We start from the raw sequence: 16210 nt of genomic DNA on the forward strand, positions 1-16210 counted from the left end.
ATCCCTTCCCGGTCAGAGCTGCGGGTACAGCGGGTGACGCTCGGCGAGTTCACTCACGCCACGGGCAAGCTTCGCGGTGTCCGCGTCCGGCGCCGCGATCAAGCACTGCGCGATCAGATCCGCCACGGCGGCGAAATCCTCCGCCGCGAATCCGCGGGCCGCCAACGCGGGCGTGCCGATGCGCAGCCCGGAGGTCACCATCGGCGGCCGCGGATCGAACGGAACGGCGTTGCGGTTCACCGTGATTCCGATCGTCGCCAGCCGGTCCTCGGCCTGACGCCCGTCGATCTCCGCGTTGCGCAGGTCGACCAACACCAGATGCACATCCGTGCCGCCGGTCAGCACGGCGATGCCCGCGTCCCGAACGTCCGGCTGCGACAACCGCTCGGCGAGGATGCGCGCACCCTCGACGACCCGCTGCTGGCGCTCGACGAAATCGGGTTCGGCGGCCATCTTGAAGGCCACCGCCTTGGCTGCGATCACGTGCTCCAGCGGGCCGCCCTGCTGGCCCGGGAACACCGCCGAATTGATCTTCTTCGCGATGTCGGCGTCCTTGGTCAAGATGATGCCGCCGCGCGGTCCGCCCAACGTCTTGTGCGTTGTGGAGGTGACCACGTGCGCGTGCGGCACCGGCGACGGATGCAGGCCTGCCGCAACCAGACCCGCGAAATGCGCCATGTCGACCATCAGATAGGCGCCGACCTCGTCGGCGATCTCGCGGAATCGGGCGAAATCCTGATAGCGCGGATACGCCGACCAACCCGCGATGATCATCTGCGGCCGGTGCTCGCGGGCCGCCTCAGCCACCTGGTCCATGTCGATCCGATAGTCGTCTCGCGAGACGCCGTACGCCGCAACGGTGTACAGCTTGCCGGAGAAGTTCAGCCGCATCCCATGGGTGAGGTGCCCACCGCAGTCCAGCGACAGCCGGAGGATGGTGTCCCCCGGCTTCAGCAGCGCGTGCATCCCCGCGGCGTTGGCCGGCGCACCGGAATGTGGCTGGACGTTGGCGAACCCCGCGCCGAACAGCGCCTTGACCCGATCGATCGCGATCTGCTCGATGACGTCGGCGTCCCCGCACCCGCCGTAGTAGCGCCGACCTGGATAGCCCTCGGCGTACTTGTTGGTCAGCACGGACCCCTGCGCCTGCATCACGGCCAGCGGCGCATGATTCTCCGAGGCGATCATCTCCAGGCCGGTGCGTTGTCGGTCGAGTTCCTTGTCGATCAGCTCGGCCACCTCGGGGTCGAAATCCGCCAGGTGCGCGTCCAGAACGCTCATGCACGTACTCCGTTCATGGGAAAAATCATGCATACCAGATAATCAGTAACTGATATATCAGGGTGTGACGGGCATCATAGCTGCGTGCGGCTTCGACGGTCAAGGGTGCCCATGTCCGGCTTGTTACCAGCGAGTTTCGTTTCACTCCCGCCCTTGACAGTGATGTCCGCCACGGTCCACTCTGTTGCATGTAGAGGGTTCTATTGCGCGATACGCAACGTTGACGTAGCTGGGCGAGAGGCCGACTAGGTGGCGGAACACCTGAATTTGTACATCGCGGGCGAGTGGCGCCCCGCGCACGGCGATGCTCGCCGAGAGATCCGATGTCCTGCCGACGGCCAGTTGGTCGCCCAGGCGGCAGAGGCAACCACCGAGGACGCCCACGCTGCGATCGCCGCCGCGCGGGAAGCCTTCGACACCGGCCCCTGGCCGCACACGCCGGAACGCGACCGGGCCGAGGTGTTGCGGCGCACCGCCGACCTGATCGACCGCGACCGCAAGGATTTCGTCCGCGCCGAGGCGCTCGACACCGGTAAGCGGATCGTCGAGGCCGAATACGACATGGACGACGTCGTCGGCTGCCTGCGCTACTACGCGGGCGTCGGCGGCACCGAGGCGGGCCGCGTCGTCGACACCGGCAAGGCCGACGCGATCAGCCGCCTTGTCTACGAGCCGATCGGCGTATGCGGACTGATCACACCGTGGAATTACCCTCTGCTGCAAGCGAGTTGGAAGGTCGCGCCGGCGCTGCTGGCGGGCAACACCTTCGTGCTGAAGCCAAGCGAACTGACGCCGTCGACGGCTGTTCTGTTGATGCGCGCGCTGGAAGAGGCGGGCCTGCCCGCAGGCGTCGCGAACCTGGTGCTCGGCGCCGGGCCCGTGGCGGGTGCGCCGCTGTCGGAACACCCCGACGTGGACATGGTGTCGTTCACCGGCGGTGTGCCCTCGGGCACCCGCGTCATGGCCGCCGCCGCCGCGACCGTCAAACGGGTCGCGCTCGAACTCGGCGGCAAGAACCCCAACGTGGTGTTCGCCGACGCCGATTTCGACACCGCGGTCGACTTCGCGCTCACCGCAGTGTTTCTGCATTCAGGGCAGGTGTGTTCGGCGGGTGCGCGACTCATCGTCGAGCAGTCCATCCACGACCGGTTCGTCGACGAAGTCGTGGCGCGTGCCCAGCGGATCAGGCTCGGCGGACCGTTCGACCCCGAGGCCGAGACCGGTCCGCTGATCTCGGCCGCGCACCGCGACAAGGTCGAGGCCTACGTCGCCAAGGGTATCGAGGAAGGCGCCGTGCTGCGCTGCGGCGGACGTCGTCCCGAAGACGACCTCTTGCGCGACGGATTCTTCTATCCCCCAACTATTCTCGATGGTTGCCACTCGAAAATGACTGTGACACAGGAAGAGTCGTTCGGTCCGGTGCTGACTGTTGAGACATTCACCGACGAGGACGACGCCGTACGGTTGGCCAACGACACCGTCTACGGCTTGGCAGGCGCGGTCTGGACGCAGGACGCCGGTAAGGCGCAACGCGTGGCGAACCGACTGCGGCACGGCACCATCTGGATCAACGACTACCACCCCTACGTGCCGCAGGCCGAGTGGGGCGGCATGAAGCGCTCCGGCAACGGCCGCGAACTCGGCCGCGTCGGTCTCGACGAGTATCGCGAGATCAAACACATCTGGCAGAACACCAATCCACGGCCCGAGCGGTGGTTTCGGGGTTGACCCCCGAATCCCCTGAACGCCGCTTGTTCATCAGCCCATCAAGTTAGGAGATTTCCGTGGCGATCCACACCGAGAGCGCGCCCACCGCGGTGGCCGCGCCGCCCACTCCCCGCCGCGGTGACGCCGAACTGAGCGTCCAAGGCCTGTGGAAGGTCTTCGGCAACAAGGCATCCGATGTCGCATGCGACGAGTCGATCGAGCGGCTCAGCGTGCAGGACATCAAGAAGAAGACGGGTTGCGCGGTCGCCGTCCGGGACGTCAGCTTCGACGTGGGATGCGGTGAGGTGTTCGTCGTCATGGGCCTGTCCGGTTCAGGCAAGTCGACGTTGGTGCGATGCCTGACCCGGCTCATCGAGCCGACCAAGGGGCAGGTGGTGTTCCAGGGCACCGACATCATGTCTGCCGACGAGAATCAGTTGCGCGATCTGCGCCGCCGCAAGGTGTCGATGGTCTTCCAGCACTTCGGCCTGCTGCCGCACCGCCGGGTGCTGGAGAACGTGGCGTACGGCCTGGAGGTCAAGGGCACCCCGAAGAAGGAACGGATGCAACGGGCCGCCGAGGTCACCGAACTGGTCGGCCTCGCCGGATTCGAATACTCCTACCCGGATCAGCTCTCGGGCGGTATGAAGCAGCGCGTCGGCCTGGCCCGCGCGCTGGCCAGCGATCCCGACATGCTGCTGTTCGACGAGCCGTTCTCGGCGCTGGACCCGCTGATCCGCCGCGACATGCAAAACGAGGTCATCCGTCTGCACCACGAGATGGGCAAGACGATGGTGTTCATCACCCACGACCTGTCCGAAGCGCTCAAGCTGGGCGACCGGATCCTGATCATGCGCAACGGCGAGGTGGTGCAGATCGGCACCGGCGACGAACTGGTCGGTGCCCCCGCCGACGACTACGTCCGCGAATTCGTCAGCGACGTGCCGCGCTCACGGGTGCTGACGCTGAAGTGGATCATGCGCGAGAAGCGTGCCGACGACTCGCTCGACGGTCCCGAAATGAGCCCCGACACCGTGATTCGCGACGCCGTCGATCCGGTGCTGGCCGCCGACAAGCCGATCAAGGTGGTCTCGGACGGCGAACTGCTCGGCGTGGTCGGCCGCAGCGAGATCCTCGCGGTGATCGGCAAGGTCGACGAGGGCGGTGCGTGATGGCCACCCTCGCCGTCGATGCTCCCCCTGCGCCACCGTCACCGGAGGCGCAGTCGCGGACGTCGTGGTTCACCGAACGCGGGCCCGCCCAATTCGTCGCGGTCATGTGTGCGGTGCTCGGGCTGTGGATCATCCTGTACCAGTTCCTGGCAGGCCGAAACACGTTGGCGCAGGCCCCCGCCGACACCAAACCGCTGCACGTCTGGCTGTCCGAACTGCAGACGCGCGTCGGTGAAGGCCGAAACAGCAACCCGCTATTCACCTATTTCTTCAACCCCATCCGATCCGTGATCGACGCGTTCGGCACCGCCATCGCCGACCTGATCGCGCATCCGGTGGACGGCCGGCCCGTCCCCTACATCGGCTGGCTTGGCGTGGTGGTGCTGCTGACCTTCCTGGCGTGGGTGCTCGGCAATTGGAAGGTCGGACTGCTCACCCTGTGCGGATTCTTGTTCATGGGCCTGCAGGGCCTGTGGCAGGACAGCATGGAGACACTGGCGCTGACCATCGCGGCCGTCGCGATCTCGCTGCTGATCGGAATCCCACTGGGCATCTGGGCGGGAATATCCGACGGCTTCAACCGGGTGATCACCCCGGTGCTGGACTTCATGCAGATCCTGCCGTCGTTCGTCTACCTTGCCCCGTTGACGCTGGCGTTCCTGATCGGCCCGGCAGCGGCCATCATCGCGACCGTCATCTACGCGGCCCCGCCGGTCATCCGGCTCACCGCCCACGGCATCCGGTCGGTGCCCTCCGAATCGCGTGAGGCCGTCGAATCGCTGGGCGCCACCCGATCGCAGGAACTGTTCGGTGCGCTGCTGCCAATGGCCAAGCGCACCATCGTGCTTGGCATCAACCAGACCATCATGGCGGCCTTGGCGATGGTGACCATCGCCGCGCTGATCGCCGCGCCCGGCCTCGGCCAGGTGGTGGTCCAGGCGCTGTCCACCCAGGACGTCGGCACCGCGTTCAACGCCGGCCTGGCCATCGTGATCATGGCGATCATCCTGGACCGGACCACCACCGCGGCCAGCGAGCGCGTCGAAACACAACGACGAAAGTCCGCTGAGCCCAACAAGTATCGCCGCCCGGGCATCATCGTCGGCGCCGTTGTCACGGCGATCGCGATCTGGCTGTCCTACACCTACCAGTTGGTCGCGCTGTTCCCGTCGTCGCTGCAACTCGGTTCCGTTCACATCGGACTCGACGTCGGCACGCCGATCATCAACGCCGCCAACGCCGTGACCAACTGGGCGCAGACCAGCTTCTCCGGAGTGACCAACGGCATCAAGGACGTGGTCACCGCCGTGGCGCTGGACCCGCTGCAGAAACTGCTGGACAACTCGCCGTGGTGGCTCACATTCGTGGCGATCACCGTGATCGCGGCGATCGTCGGCGGCCGGATCGCGGCGCTGATCACCGCCGTGTGCCTGCTTCTGATCCTGTGGCCGCTGGAGTTGTGGCAGGCGACCATGGACACCCTGGCCGCGGTGCTGGTGGCCACGGTCATCGTCGTCGCACTCGGCGTCGTCGTCGGAGTGTGGATGGGTCGCAGTCCCACCGCGGACAGGTTCGTCCGACCGTTCCTCGACGCCGCGCAGACCATGCCGTCGTTCGTGTATCTGGTGCCGTTCCTGGCGTTGTTCTCGGCGTCGCGGTTCACCGGCATCGTCGCGGCCATCGTGTACGCGGCGCCGGTGTCCATCAAGATCATGGCCGACGGGATCCGCGGTGTCTCCGCCGAGACGGTCGAAGCGGCGCGCTCGGTGGGGTCGAACACCTGGCAGGTGATCAGCAAGGTGCAACTGCCGATGGCGGTGCGCTCGCTGACATTGGCCACCAATCAGGGCCTCATATATGTGCTTTCGATGGTGGTGGTCGCCGGTCTGGTCGGCGGCGGCGCGCTGGGCTACCTGGTGGTGGCCGGCTTCGCGCAGACCAGCCTGTTCGGTAAGGGACTCGCCGCCGGTCTGGCCATCGTGCTGCTCGGCACGATCCTCGACCGAACTACCGCGGCCGCATCGAAACGGATAGGACGGGTCAGCCAATGAAGCGAATCGCCATCGCCGCAGTGGCACTTGCGCTGCTCGTATCGGGGTGCAACGCCACCAAGGTGTCCGACCTGCAGGCCCGCGGCGAACTCAAGCCGGGTGCCAGGCCGTGCGGCACCTTCAACCTGGCCATCAACTCGTGGGTCGGGTACGAGGCCAACGCGGCCGTCATCACCTACCTCGCCGAGAATGTGTTGGGCTGCTTCGTCAAACAGCGGCACATCGCGGAACAGGTGTCGTGGCAGGGCATGTCGACCGGACAGGTGGACGCCATCCTCGAGAACTGGGGCCACGACGACCTCAGGCAGCAGTACATCGACAACATGGGCGTCGCGCAGAGCGCAGGCTCCACCGGCATCGAGGGCGAGATCGGTTGGTACGTGCCGCCGTGGATGGTCGAGCAGTATCCGGACATCACCGACTGGCGCAATCTGAACAAGTACGCCCACTTGTTCAAGACCTCCGAATCCGGTGACAAGGGGCAGTTGCTCGACGGTGATCCGGCATACGTGACCAACGACGACGCATTGGTGGCCAACCTCGACTTGAACTACAAGGTGGTCCAGGGCGGCAGCGAGACGGCGCTGATCTCGAGCATTCGGCAGGCCCAACAACAACGCAAACCGCTGCTCGCGTACTTCTACTCGCCGCAATGGCTGCTGAGCGAGGTGCCGATGGTCAAGGTCAAGCTGCCGCCCTACACCAAGGGCTGCGACGACGATCCCGCCAAGATCGCCTGCGACTACCCGGCCTACGACCTGGACAAGATCGTCTCGACGAAGTTCGCGGAATCCGGCAGTCCGGCCTACACGCTGGTGAAGAACTTCCAGTGGACGGCCGAGGACCAGAACTCCGTGGCCCGGTCGATCGCCGACGGCATGAGTGACGACGAGGCCGCCAAGAAGTTCATCGACGCCCACCCGCAGTTGGTCGCCAAGTGGCTGGCGGGCACGGGCGCCGAGAACGCGGCGTAACGCCTGCTGAGAAGCGGAAAAACACCCGCCGCGACTCTTGACAAGGGCAGGCGATTTCCAGCAGGCTGTTGCATATTACGAACCGTGTTTCATAATCCGCTACAACAATCCATCCGAAGGAGGTCATGGTCGTGCTGGAAATCTGCCCGCTCGCGGCCCTGCCTCGCGGGGAGGCGCGCAGGGTCGAAGCGGACCCGCCGATCGCCGTCTTCCACACCGACGACGGCGAGGTGTTCGCGATCGACGACACCTGCACGCATCAGGACGCGTCACTGGCCGACGGCTGGCTCGAGGGCTGCGAGATCGAATGCCCTTTGCACGCTTCGCGTTTCAACCTGCGCACCGGTCAGGTCGACGAACCACCGGCGAAGCTTCCGGTGCGCACGCACGAGGTGGTCATTGTCGACGGCGTGATCAACGTCGTCCTCGACGATGCGCCGCCCAACCTTCCCCCCGGTGTCACCACCCGCGGGGCTGGGCAGTGAAAAGCGTTGCGGTCATTGGCGCCTCGCTGGCGGGGCTGTCGGCGGCCAGGGCGCTGCGGGCGCAGGGTTTCGACGGCGATCTGACGGTCGTCGGCGGCGAAGACCGCCGGCCGTACGACCGTCCGCCGCTGTCGAAGGAATTCCTGGCCGGTGACATCGGCGAGGACACCCTGGCGCTGGAAGCCGACGACGACGACCTGCAGGCCGATTGGCTGCTGGGCGCGCACGCCACCAGGCTCGACCCGGCCGCAGCCGCGGTGCACCTCGACGACGGCACCGTGGTCCACGCCGACGGCATCGTGATCGCGACGGGCGCGCGCGCCCGCACCTGGCCGGGCGCCGAGCACCTCGCCGGCGTGCACGTGCTGCGGACCATCGACGACGCCGTCGCGCTGCGCGCCGACCTGAATCCCGGTGCCCGCCTCGTGGTCATCGGGGCCGGCTTCATCGGAGCCGAAGTCGCTTCCACCGCAGCCAAATTGGGTCTCGACGTGACCGTGGTCGAGGCGGCGTTGGCGCCGCTGGCCGGTCCGCTCGGCGTGCAGCTGGGCGCCGCGGTGGCACGGCTGCACACCGAACACGGCACCCGGTTGCTGTGCGGTGCGCCGGTGGCAGGTCTGATCGGCACGGACCGGGTGACGGCCGTCGAACTGGCCGACGGGCGCCGACTGGCCGCCGACGTCGTGGTCGTCGGCATCGGCGCGATACCCAATGCCGAGTGGCTGCGCGACAGCGGACTCGAACTCGCCAACGGTGTCGTCTGCGACGCGGGTGGGGCGACGTCCCTACCCAATGTGGTCGCGGTCGGCGACTGCGCGGCCTGGCACGAGCCTGCCGTCGGATTTCCGCACCGCGTCGAACACTGGACGGGTGCGCTGGAGCGACCCGCTGTCGCGGTCGCCACCCTGCTGGCGGGCGGGCAACACACCGGCAACCCGGTCAAGCCTCCCTACTTCTGGTCCGACCAGTACGGCCACCGCATCCAGTTCGCCGGCATCGCCCATACCGGCGACGAGATCGGCTTCGAGGTCGGATCGGTGCGCGACGCCAGCTTCCTCGCCGTCTACCGCCGCGGCGGCGAACCGGTCGCCGTGCTCGGTGTCGACCAGCCCAAGCTGTTCACCAGATGGCGTCGCCAACTGGCCTTCGTTCCTGTCCCAGCCTGACTTTTCTTTCCCCAGAAAGGATTTCGATGACCACCGTCGGACTGCCGCAAAGCTTGATCTCGACGCTGCCCGGCAGCTACTACACCGACCCGACGATCTTCGCGATGGAACAGGCGCAGATCTTCGAGTCGATGTGGTTCTGCGCGGTGCGGTCTGCCGAACTCGACAAGCCAGGCGCGTTCAAGACCGTGCAGGTCGGCACCGAGAGCGTGCTGATCACCCGGTCGCGCAGCGGGGAGGTGCGCGCATTCTTCAACGTCTGCAGGCACCGCGGTGCGCAACTGTGCACCGAGGACAGCGGCGAGGCCAAGCGTGCGTTTCAATGTCCTTACCACGCTTGGACTTACGATTTCGACGGCAAGCTGGTGGCCGCGCCGAACCTGACCAAGATGCCGGACATCGACCGGGTCGAGTACGGGCTGCGCCGCATTGCGGTGCAGGAGTGGCTGGGATATGTGTGGGTGTGCCTGGCCGACACCCCGCCGTCGTTCGACGACACGGTCCGCAAGGATGTCAACGACCGCCTCGGCAGCATCGACTTGATCGACCATTACGACATCGCCAACCTGAGCGTCGGGCGCCGGATCGTCTACGACGTCAAGGCCAACTGGAAGCTCATCATCGAGAACTTCATGGAGTGCTACCACTGCGCCACCATCCACCCCGAACTGACCGAGGTGTTGCCGGAGTTCGCCGACGGGCTGGCGGTGCAGTACCACGTCGGGCACGGCGCCGAATTCGGGGAGAACATCGAGGGATTTACGATCGACGGCTCGGCCGGACTGGACCAGATTCCGACGGTCGCGCAGGAGCAGGACCGGCGCTACTACGCGATCACGATCAAGCCGCAGGTGTTCGTCAACCTGGTGCCCGACCACGTCATCCTGCACCGGATGTTCCCGATGGCCGCCGACCGCACCGTCGTCGAATGCGACTGGCTGTATCTGCCGGGAGTGGTCGAATCCGGTAGGGACGTCAGCCGTTCGGTCGAGTTGTTCCACCGCGTCAACGAGCAGGACTTCGCCGCGTGCGAGCGGTGCCAACCGGCGATGAACTCACGCACCTACCGCGACGGCGGCGTGCTGGTGCCCAGCGAGCACCACATCGGCGAGTTCCACAACTGGGTGCAGGCGAAGCTCACCAAATGACCGCCGTGTCAGTCCAGGTGACCCATCCGGTTGCTGATCGCCGCGGCAGCGGCGACGACGTCGGGGGTCACTTCACGCAGCCGCTCCTCGGTGAACCGGTAGACCGGGCCGGAGACGGACAGCGCCGCGATCACCCCGCCGGTGTGGTCGCGCACCGGCGCGGCGACGGCGTTGAGCCCCTCTTCGAGTTCCTCCAGCGACGACGCGTAGCCGTCGCTGGCGGCGGCCTCGACTTGGTCCTCGAGTTGCCGTTGCGAGGTGATCGTGTGCGCGGTGAGGCGGGTAAGTCCCGCGGCGGACAACACCTTTCGGCGCTCGTCGGCTGTCATGTAGGCCAACAGCACCTTGCCGCTCGACGTGGCGTGCAGCGGCGTCAGCTCCCCGACCCAGTTGTGGGTGGCGACCGCGCTCGGCCCTCGGACCTGGTCGATATTGACGACGAAATGCGAACGGCGCACCGCGATGTTGACGGTTTCGCCGACTTGCGCGGCGAGTTGCTCGCAGATGGCGCGGGCCTGGTGGGTGATGTCCAGTTGACCGGGCACCGCGCTGGCGAGTCGCAGGATGCCGAAGCCGAGACGGTACTTGCCGCGCTCCTGGGTCTGCTCGACGAGTTCGCGCTCCTCGAGCGCGGCGAGCAACCGGAACGCGGTCGACTTGTGCACGCCGATGTCGGCGGCGACTTCGCTGACGCCGGCTTCTCCCCGCTGCGCCAGGATTTCCAACACGCTGATGGCACGGTCGACGGATTGCACGCCCCCTGCGCTCTCCCGCTCGTTGCTCATAGCGCAACTATACGAGAAGCGGTTGCACATAGAGGAACTTGATGCGTATCACGCTTCTTGACTACTAGCCTTTACCCAGGATTCGCAGGAGGACAGCGATGGCCGGAAAAGTTTCCACTCGGTATGACTTCGTAATCGTCGGCGGCGGATCGGCAGGCTGCGCGCTCGCCAACCGTCTCTCGGCCGACCCGGCCAACAAGGTCCTGGTGCTCGAGGCCGGACGCAACGATTCGCTGTGGGACGTGTTCGTACACATGCCCGCCGCGTTGCCGTTCCCGATCGGAAGCCGGTTCTACGACTGGAAATACGAGTCCGAACCCGAACCTCACATGCACGGCCGTCGCATCTACCACGCCCGCGGCAAGGTGCTCGGCGGGTCAAGCAGCATCAACGGGATGATCTTCCAGCGGGGCAATCCGATGGACTACGAACGCTGGGGCGCCGATCCCGGCATGGGCGACTGGGACTTCGCGCACTGCCTGCCGTACTTCAACCGGATGGAGAACTGTCTGGCCGCAACGCCCGACGATCCGTATCGCGGCCACGACGGTCCACTGGCACTGGAGCGCGGACCCGCCACCAATCCGCTGTTCGAGGCGTTCTTCACCGCGGGCGAGCAAGCCGGTTATCCCCGCACCGACGACGTAAACGGTTACCGCCAAGAGGGTTTCGCGAAGTTCGACCGCAACATCCGCAACGGCCGCCGGCTGTCGGCGGCTCGCGCGTACCTGCATCCGGTGATGAACCGGCCGAACCTCGACGTTCTCACCCGGGCATTCGTCGAGCGCATCGTGTTCGACGGCAAGCGCGCGGTCGGCGTCGAGTATCGGCACGGTCGCGGCGCGACCCAACGTGTCAACGCAGGCCAGGTCGTTTTGTGCGGCGGCGCGATCAACAGCCCGCAACTGTTGCAACTGTCCGGGATCGGCAACGCGGCCGAACTGCAGGCCCTCGGCGTCGACGTGGTCCATGACCTGCCCGGTGTCGGTGAGAACCTGCAGGACCACCTCGAGGTGTACATCCAGTACGCCTGCAAGCAACCGGTGACCATGCAGAAGTACTTGAAGTGGCGCTACCGGCCGTGGATCGGCGCCAACTGGTTGTTCCTGCGCCGCGGGCCCGGCGCCACAAACCATTTCGAGGGCGGCGGCTTCGTCCGCAGCAACGACGACGTCGCGTATCCGAACCTGATGTTCCACTTCCTGCCGATCGCCGTGCGATACGACGGCTCGCAACCCGAGGGTGGCGAGGGCTACCAGGTGCACGTCGGCCCGATGTACTCCGACGCCCGCGGCAGCCTGAAGATCGTCAGCCGCGACCCGAAAGTCCATCCGGCACTACGGTTCAACTATCTGTCCACCGAGCAGGACCGCCGCGAGTGGGTGGAGGCCGTCCGGGTCGCTCGAAACATTCTCAATCAGCCCGCGATGGCGCCGTTCAACGGTGGCGAGACCTCGCCAGGCCCGAGCGTCGAGACCGACGAGGAGATCCTCGAGTGGGTGGCGCGTGATGCCGAGACCGCGCTGCACCCGTCGTGCACCGCAAAGATGGGCACCGATGCGATGTCGGTGACCGACCCGCAGACCATGGGCGTGCACGGCGTCGAAGGTCTGAAAGTCGTTGACGCGTCGGTGATGCCGTACGTGACCAACGGCAACATCTACGCCCCGGTGATGATGGTCGCGGAGAAGGCCGCCGATCTGATCCTCGGCAACACCCCGCTTCCGCCCGCGACGGTGCCGTTCTACCGACATCAACCCAAACAGCAGCCAAGCGACTCGGAAACCGTCAGCCGCAACTGATGAACACTCCGCGTGTCGTCATCATCGGCGCAGGCATCGTCGGCGCCAACCTGGCCGATGAACTCACCGCTAGGGGCTGGAACCGCGTCACCGTATTGGATCAGGGGCCGCTGCCGTTAACCGGCGGGTCGTCCTCCCACGCGCCGGGACTGGTTTTCCAGACCAACGCGACCAAGGCGATGACCGACTTCGCCCGCTACACCGTCGAGAAGTTCGCCGCCATGGACCTCGACGGCCAGTGGTGCTTCAACCAGGTCGGCGGCCTCGAGGTGGCGACGACGCCGGAGCGCCTCGCCGAACTGCACCGCCGCCAGGGCTGGGCCACCTCGTGGGGCGTCGAGGGCAGTGTGCTTGATCCCGCCGAGTGCGTGCGGATCCATCCGCTGCTCGACGAGTCGAAAATCCTTGGCGGGCTGTATGTTCCGACCGACGGGCTGGCCAAGGCACCGCGCATCGTTGCGGCCCTCATCCGGCGAGCCCAGTCGCGCGGCGCAGAGTTCCGCGGGTCGATCAGGGTGACAGGCATCGAACACAGCGGTGGCCACGTCACCGGTGTCGCGACGTCGGGCGGCACCGTCGACGCCGACATCGTGGTGTCGTGCGCGGGGTTCTGGGGCCCAGAGATCGGTGCGATGGCAGGCATGGCCGTTCCGCTGCTGCCCCTGGCGCACCAGTACGTCAAGACCGACCAGATCCCGCAGTTGGTCGGCCGCAACACCGAGGCCGCGGAGGCAGGCCTGCCGATCCTGCGTCATCAGGACCAGGATCTGTATTTCCGAGAACTCGTCGACTGCCTCGGCATCGGGTCCTACGCGCACCGCCCGATGCCCGTGAACCTGCGTGACCTCACCGACTCCGCCGACGTTTCCGCGTCGAGCATGCCGTCGATGTTGCCGTTCACCGACGAGGATTTCGCCGAACCCTGGGAACAGTGCAAGCGGCTACTCCCCTGCCTGGAGCAGGCCAAGGTCGACAGCGGCTTCAACGGGATCTTCTCGTTCACCCCTGACGGCGGCCCGCTGATCGGCGAATCTCCTGACGTGTCGGGGTTCTGGATCGCCGAAGCCGTCTGGGTGACGCACTCCGCCGGTGTCGCGCGCGCGGTCGCGCAACTGCTGGTCGACGGCCGCAGCGACACCGACGTGCACACCTGCGACGTGCACCGGTTCGAAGACGTTCAACTGTCGGCCGATTACGCCGCCGAGACGTCGCAACAGAACTTCGTCGAGGTCTACGACATCCTGCACCCGCTTCAGCCCCGCATGTCGCCGCGGAACCTTCGGGTCAGCCCGTTTCACGTCAGGCAGACGGAACTGGGCGCGTTCTTCCTGGAAAGCGGAGGCTGGGAGCGGCCGCATTGGTATGAAGCCAATGCTGCTCTGCTGCAACAGCTTCCGCCCGAATGGACGCCGCCCGCTCGCGACGCCTGGTCGGGCCAGTTCTGGTCGCCGATCGCGGCGGCTGAGGCGTGGCGCACCCGCACCTCGGTCGCGATGTACGACATGACGCCGCTCAAGCGACTCGAGATCGCCGGGCCAGGCGCGTTACCGCTGCTGCAGCGGTTGACCACCGGCAAGATGGACAAGTCAGTCGGTTCGGTGACGTACACCCTTCTGCTCGACGACGCAGGGGGCATCCGCAGCGACCTCACCGTGGCCCGGTTGGCCGAGGACCGGTTCCAGGTCGGGGCCAACGGCAACATCGATCTCGACTACTTCCGCCGGTTGGCCGACGACGGCGTCCAGGTCCGCGACATCACCGGCGCCACCTGCTGCATCGGGCTGTGGGGCCCGCGTGCCCGCGATGTCGTCTCGGCGCTGAGCCATGACGACTTCTCGAACGCGGACTTCAAGTACTTCCGCACGAAATCCGTTCGCATCGCCGGTATTCCGGTCACCGCCATGCGACTGTCCTACGTCGGCGAGCTGGGCTGGGAGCTCTACACCAGCGCCGAGTACGGGCTGCGGCTCTGGGACGTGCTGTGGGCGGAGGGCCAGCAGCACGACGTGATCGCCGCGGGACGGGCCGCCTTCAACAGCCTGCGCATCGAAAAGGGCTACCGCGCGTGGGGCACCGACATGACCACCGAACACAACCCGTACGAGGCCGGTCTCGGCTTCGCGGTGTCGCCGAAGAAAACCGACTTCGTCGGATACGCGGCCCTGCAGGGTGTTTCGGATTCGACGGTCGAGCGAAGGCTGAGGACCGTGACCGTCGACGACGGTGTATCGGTCGTGATGGGCAGCGAGCCGGTGTTCCTCGACGGCACGCCGGTCGGATACATCACCAGCGCCGCGTTCGGGCACACCGTCGGCGCGCCGGTGGCGTACGCGTGGCTGCCTGCTTCGGCGACGGAAGGCACCCGCATCGAGATCCAGTACTTCGACCGGCGGATTGCGGCCACCGTCGCCGCCGAACCGCTCGTCGACCCGGAGATGACGCGGGTCCGGTCCTAAGCGGCGCCGTCGGCGCCGCCCAGACTACGGTTTATGACGGAATTCGCGACGAAATCCGTCATAAACCGTAGCGTCGGCGCAATGGGGCGAGGCGCTCAGAGCACCACGACCGACCGCAGCACCTCGCCGCGGTGCATGGTCGCGAACGCGTCCTCGACCTGGTCCAGCTTGATGCGCTCGCTGACGAACTTGTCCAGCGGCAGCCTGCCCTGCTGGTAGAGATCCACCAGCGCCGGGAAGTCACGCTCGGGCAGGCAGTCGCCGTACCATGACGACTTCAGCGACCCGCCGCGGGAGAAGAAGTCGATCAGCGGCATCTCCAGCGTCATATCGGGAGTCGGCACGCCCACCAGCACCACGGTGCCCGCGAGATCACGCGCGTAGAAGGCCTGCTTCCAGGTCTCCGGGCGGCCGACCGCGTCGACGACCACGTCGGCGCCAAAGCCGTCGGTCAGGTCCTGCACGGCGGCCACAGCGTCCACCTTCGACGCGTCGACGGTGTGGGTGGCGCCCAATTCGACTGCCATCTGCAGCTTCTTGGGGTCGCGGTCGATCGCGATGATCGGTGAGGCGCCCGCCAACCGGGCACCGGCGATCGCGGCATCGCCGACACCGCCGCAGCCGATCACCGCGACAGAGTCGCCGCGCGACACGTTGCCGGTGTTGACCGCCGCACCGAGACCGGCCATCACGCCGCAGCCGAGCAGGCCGACGACCGCGGGGTCGGCATTCGGATCGACCTTCGTGCACTGTCCCTCGTGCACAAGGGTTTTGTCCGCGAACGCGCCGATCCCCAGCGCCGGCGTCAACGCGGTGCCGTCGGTCAGCGTCATCGGCGCGCTCGCGTTGAAGGTGTCGAAGCAGTACCACGGCCTGCCCCGCTTGCATGCCCGGCAGTTGCCGCACACCGCGCGCCAGTTCAGCACGACGAAGTCGCCGACCGCCACGTGGGTGACCGCGCTACCAATCGATTCGACGACGCCCGCCGCCTCGTGGCCGAGCAGGAACGGGAACTCGTCGTTGATGCCGCCCTCGCGATACGTCAGGTCGGTGTGGCACACCCCGCACGCCTGGATGCGCACGACCACGTCGTTCGGGCCGGGATCGGGGATGACGATGTCGACCAGTTCGACCGGGGCGCCCTTGCTGCGCGCAATGACACCCTGAACCTGCTGTGGCATGT

12 protein-coding genes are annotated in these 16210 nt (G+C 66.6%); 9 read left to right on the top strand and 3 right to left on the bottom strand.

Annotated elements, in window-relative coordinates; all coding sequences use genetic code 11:
* Positions 1-12 precede the first annotated feature (12 nt).
* On the bottom strand, positions 13-1281 hold the full coding sequence (glyA, locus tag C1A30_RS04945; RefSeq protein ID WP_101947117.1) for a serine hydroxymethyltransferase: 1269 nt from the start codon (positions 1279-1281) through the stop codon (positions 13-15).
* A 249-nt stretch (positions 1282-1530) separates the two neighbouring features.
* On the opposite strand from glyA, the gene C1A30_RS04950 reads away from it, so the two are divergent.
* The 7 genes from C1A30_RS04950 to C1A30_RS04980 all read left to right on the top strand — a co-directional run bounded on the left by C1A30_RS04950 (position 1531) and on the right by C1A30_RS04980 (position 9984).
* Positions 1531-3009: an aldehyde dehydrogenase family protein gene (locus C1A30_RS04950; protein ID WP_235009653.1), complete on the top strand. Its 1479-nt coding sequence runs from the start codon at positions 1531-1533 to the stop codon at positions 3007-3009.
* A 56-nt stretch (positions 3010-3065) separates the two neighbouring features.
* The gene (locus tag C1A30_RS04955) at positions 3066-4160 is read left to right on the top strand and encodes a glycine betaine/L-proline ABC transporter ATP-binding protein (RefSeq protein ID WP_235009654.1); all 1095 of its coding nucleotides are present in this window, start codon (positions 3066-3068) and stop codon (positions 4158-4160) included.
* Complete coding sequence (locus C1A30_RS04960; RefSeq protein WP_235009655.1) at positions 4160-6211, top strand: proline/glycine betaine ABC transporter permease; 2052 nt, start codon at positions 4160-4162, stop codon at positions 6209-6211. Before C1A30_RS04955 ends, C1A30_RS04960 begins: the two co-directional genes overlap by 1 nt.
* Positions 6208-7185, top strand: coding sequence for an ABC transporter substrate-binding protein (locus C1A30_RS04965; protein WP_101947119.1), 978 nt, complete (start codon positions 6208-6210; stop codon positions 7183-7185). Before C1A30_RS04960 ends, C1A30_RS04965 begins: the two co-directional genes overlap by 4 nt.
* A 125-nt stretch (positions 7186-7310) precedes the next feature.
* Complete coding sequence (locus C1A30_RS04970; protein ID WP_101947120.1) at positions 7311-7670, top strand: bifunctional 3-phenylpropionate/cinnamic acid dioxygenase ferredoxin subunit; 360 nt, start codon at positions 7311-7313, stop codon at positions 7668-7670.
* Entirely contained in the window at positions 7667-8836 is a 1170-nt protein-coding gene (locus tag C1A30_RS04975; protein ID WP_101947121.1) for an NAD(P)/FAD-dependent oxidoreductase, read from the top strand. Before C1A30_RS04970 ends, C1A30_RS04975 begins: the two co-directional genes overlap by 4 nt.
* 26 nt (positions 8837-8862) lie before the next feature.
* On the top strand, positions 8863-9984 hold the full coding sequence (locus tag C1A30_RS04980; RefSeq protein ID WP_101947122.1) for an aromatic ring-hydroxylating dioxygenase subunit alpha: 1122 nt from the start codon (positions 8863-8865) through the stop codon (positions 9982-9984).
* Between the two features lie 8 nt (positions 9985-9992).
* On the opposite strand, the gene C1A30_RS04985 is transcribed toward C1A30_RS04980, so the two are convergent.
* On the bottom strand, positions 9993-10769 hold the full coding sequence (locus tag C1A30_RS04985; RefSeq protein ID WP_101947123.1) for an IclR family transcriptional regulator: 777 nt from the start codon (positions 10767-10769) through the stop codon (positions 9993-9995).
* A gap of 98 nt (positions 10770-10867) precedes the next feature.
* Between C1A30_RS04985 and betA the strand changes: the two genes are divergently transcribed.
* Entirely contained in the window at positions 10868-12571 is a 1704-nt protein-coding gene (gene betA / locus C1A30_RS04990; protein ID WP_101947124.1) for a choline dehydrogenase, read from the top strand.
* Positions 12571-15027 carry an FAD-dependent oxidoreductase gene (locus tag C1A30_RS04995; protein WP_101947125.1) on the top strand — a complete coding sequence of 819 codons (2457 nt, stop codon included), beginning with the start codon at positions 12571-12573 and terminating at the stop codon, positions 15025-15027. Before betA ends, C1A30_RS04995 begins: the two co-directional genes overlap by 1 nt.
* Positions 15028-15122: 95 nt before the next feature.
* Here the strand turns inward: C1A30_RS04995 and C1A30_RS05000 are convergent, their stop codons facing one another.
* Positions 15123-16208, bottom strand: coding sequence for an S-(hydroxymethyl)mycothiol dehydrogenase (locus C1A30_RS05000; RefSeq protein WP_101947126.1), 1086 nt, complete (start codon positions 16206-16208; stop codon positions 15123-15125).
* Between the last annotated feature and the right edge of the window lie 2 nt (positions 16209-16210).

The organism is Mycobacterium sp. 3519A, assembly GCF_900240945.1.
Taxonomy (GTDB): domain Bacteria; phylum Actinomycetota; class Actinomycetes; order Mycobacteriales; family Mycobacteriaceae; genus Mycobacterium.

Excerpts from the sequence above, each read along its gene's own strand:
- C1A30_RS04960 (WP_235009655.1), top strand. The coding sequence starts at position 4,160 with ATGGCCACCCTCGCCGTCGATGCTCCCCCTGCGCCACCGTCACCGGAG.
- C1A30_RS04985 (WP_101947123.1), bottom strand. The coding sequence starts at position 10,769 with ATGAGCAACGAGCGGGAGAGCGCAGGGGGCGTGCAATCCGTCGACCGT.
- C1A30_RS05000 (WP_101947126.1), bottom strand. The coding sequence starts at position 16,208 with ATGCCACAGCAGGTTCAGGGTGTCATTGCGCGCAGCAAGGGCGCCCCG.
- C1A30_RS04965 (WP_101947119.1), top strand. The coding sequence starts at position 6,208 with ATGAAGCGAATCGCCATCGCCGCAGTGGCACTTGCGCTGCTCGTATCG.
- glyA (WP_101947117.1), bottom strand. The coding sequence starts at position 1,281 with ATGAGCGTTCTGGACGCGCACCTGGCGGATTTCGACCCCGAGGTGGCC.
- betA (WP_101947124.1), top strand. The coding sequence starts at position 10,868 with ATGGCCGGAAAAGTTTCCACTCGGTATGACTTCGTAATCGTCGGCGGC.
- C1A30_RS04980 (WP_101947122.1), top strand. The coding sequence starts at position 8,863 with ATGACCACCGTCGGACTGCCGCAAAGCTTGATCTCGACGCTGCCCGGC.
- C1A30_RS04970 (WP_101947120.1), top strand. The coding sequence starts at position 7,311 with ATGGTCGTGCTGGAAATCTGCCCGCTCGCGGCCCTGCCTCGCGGGGAG.
- C1A30_RS04995 (WP_101947125.1), top strand. The coding sequence starts at position 12,571 with ATGAACACTCCGCGTGTCGTCATCATCGGCGCAGGCATCGTCGGCGCC.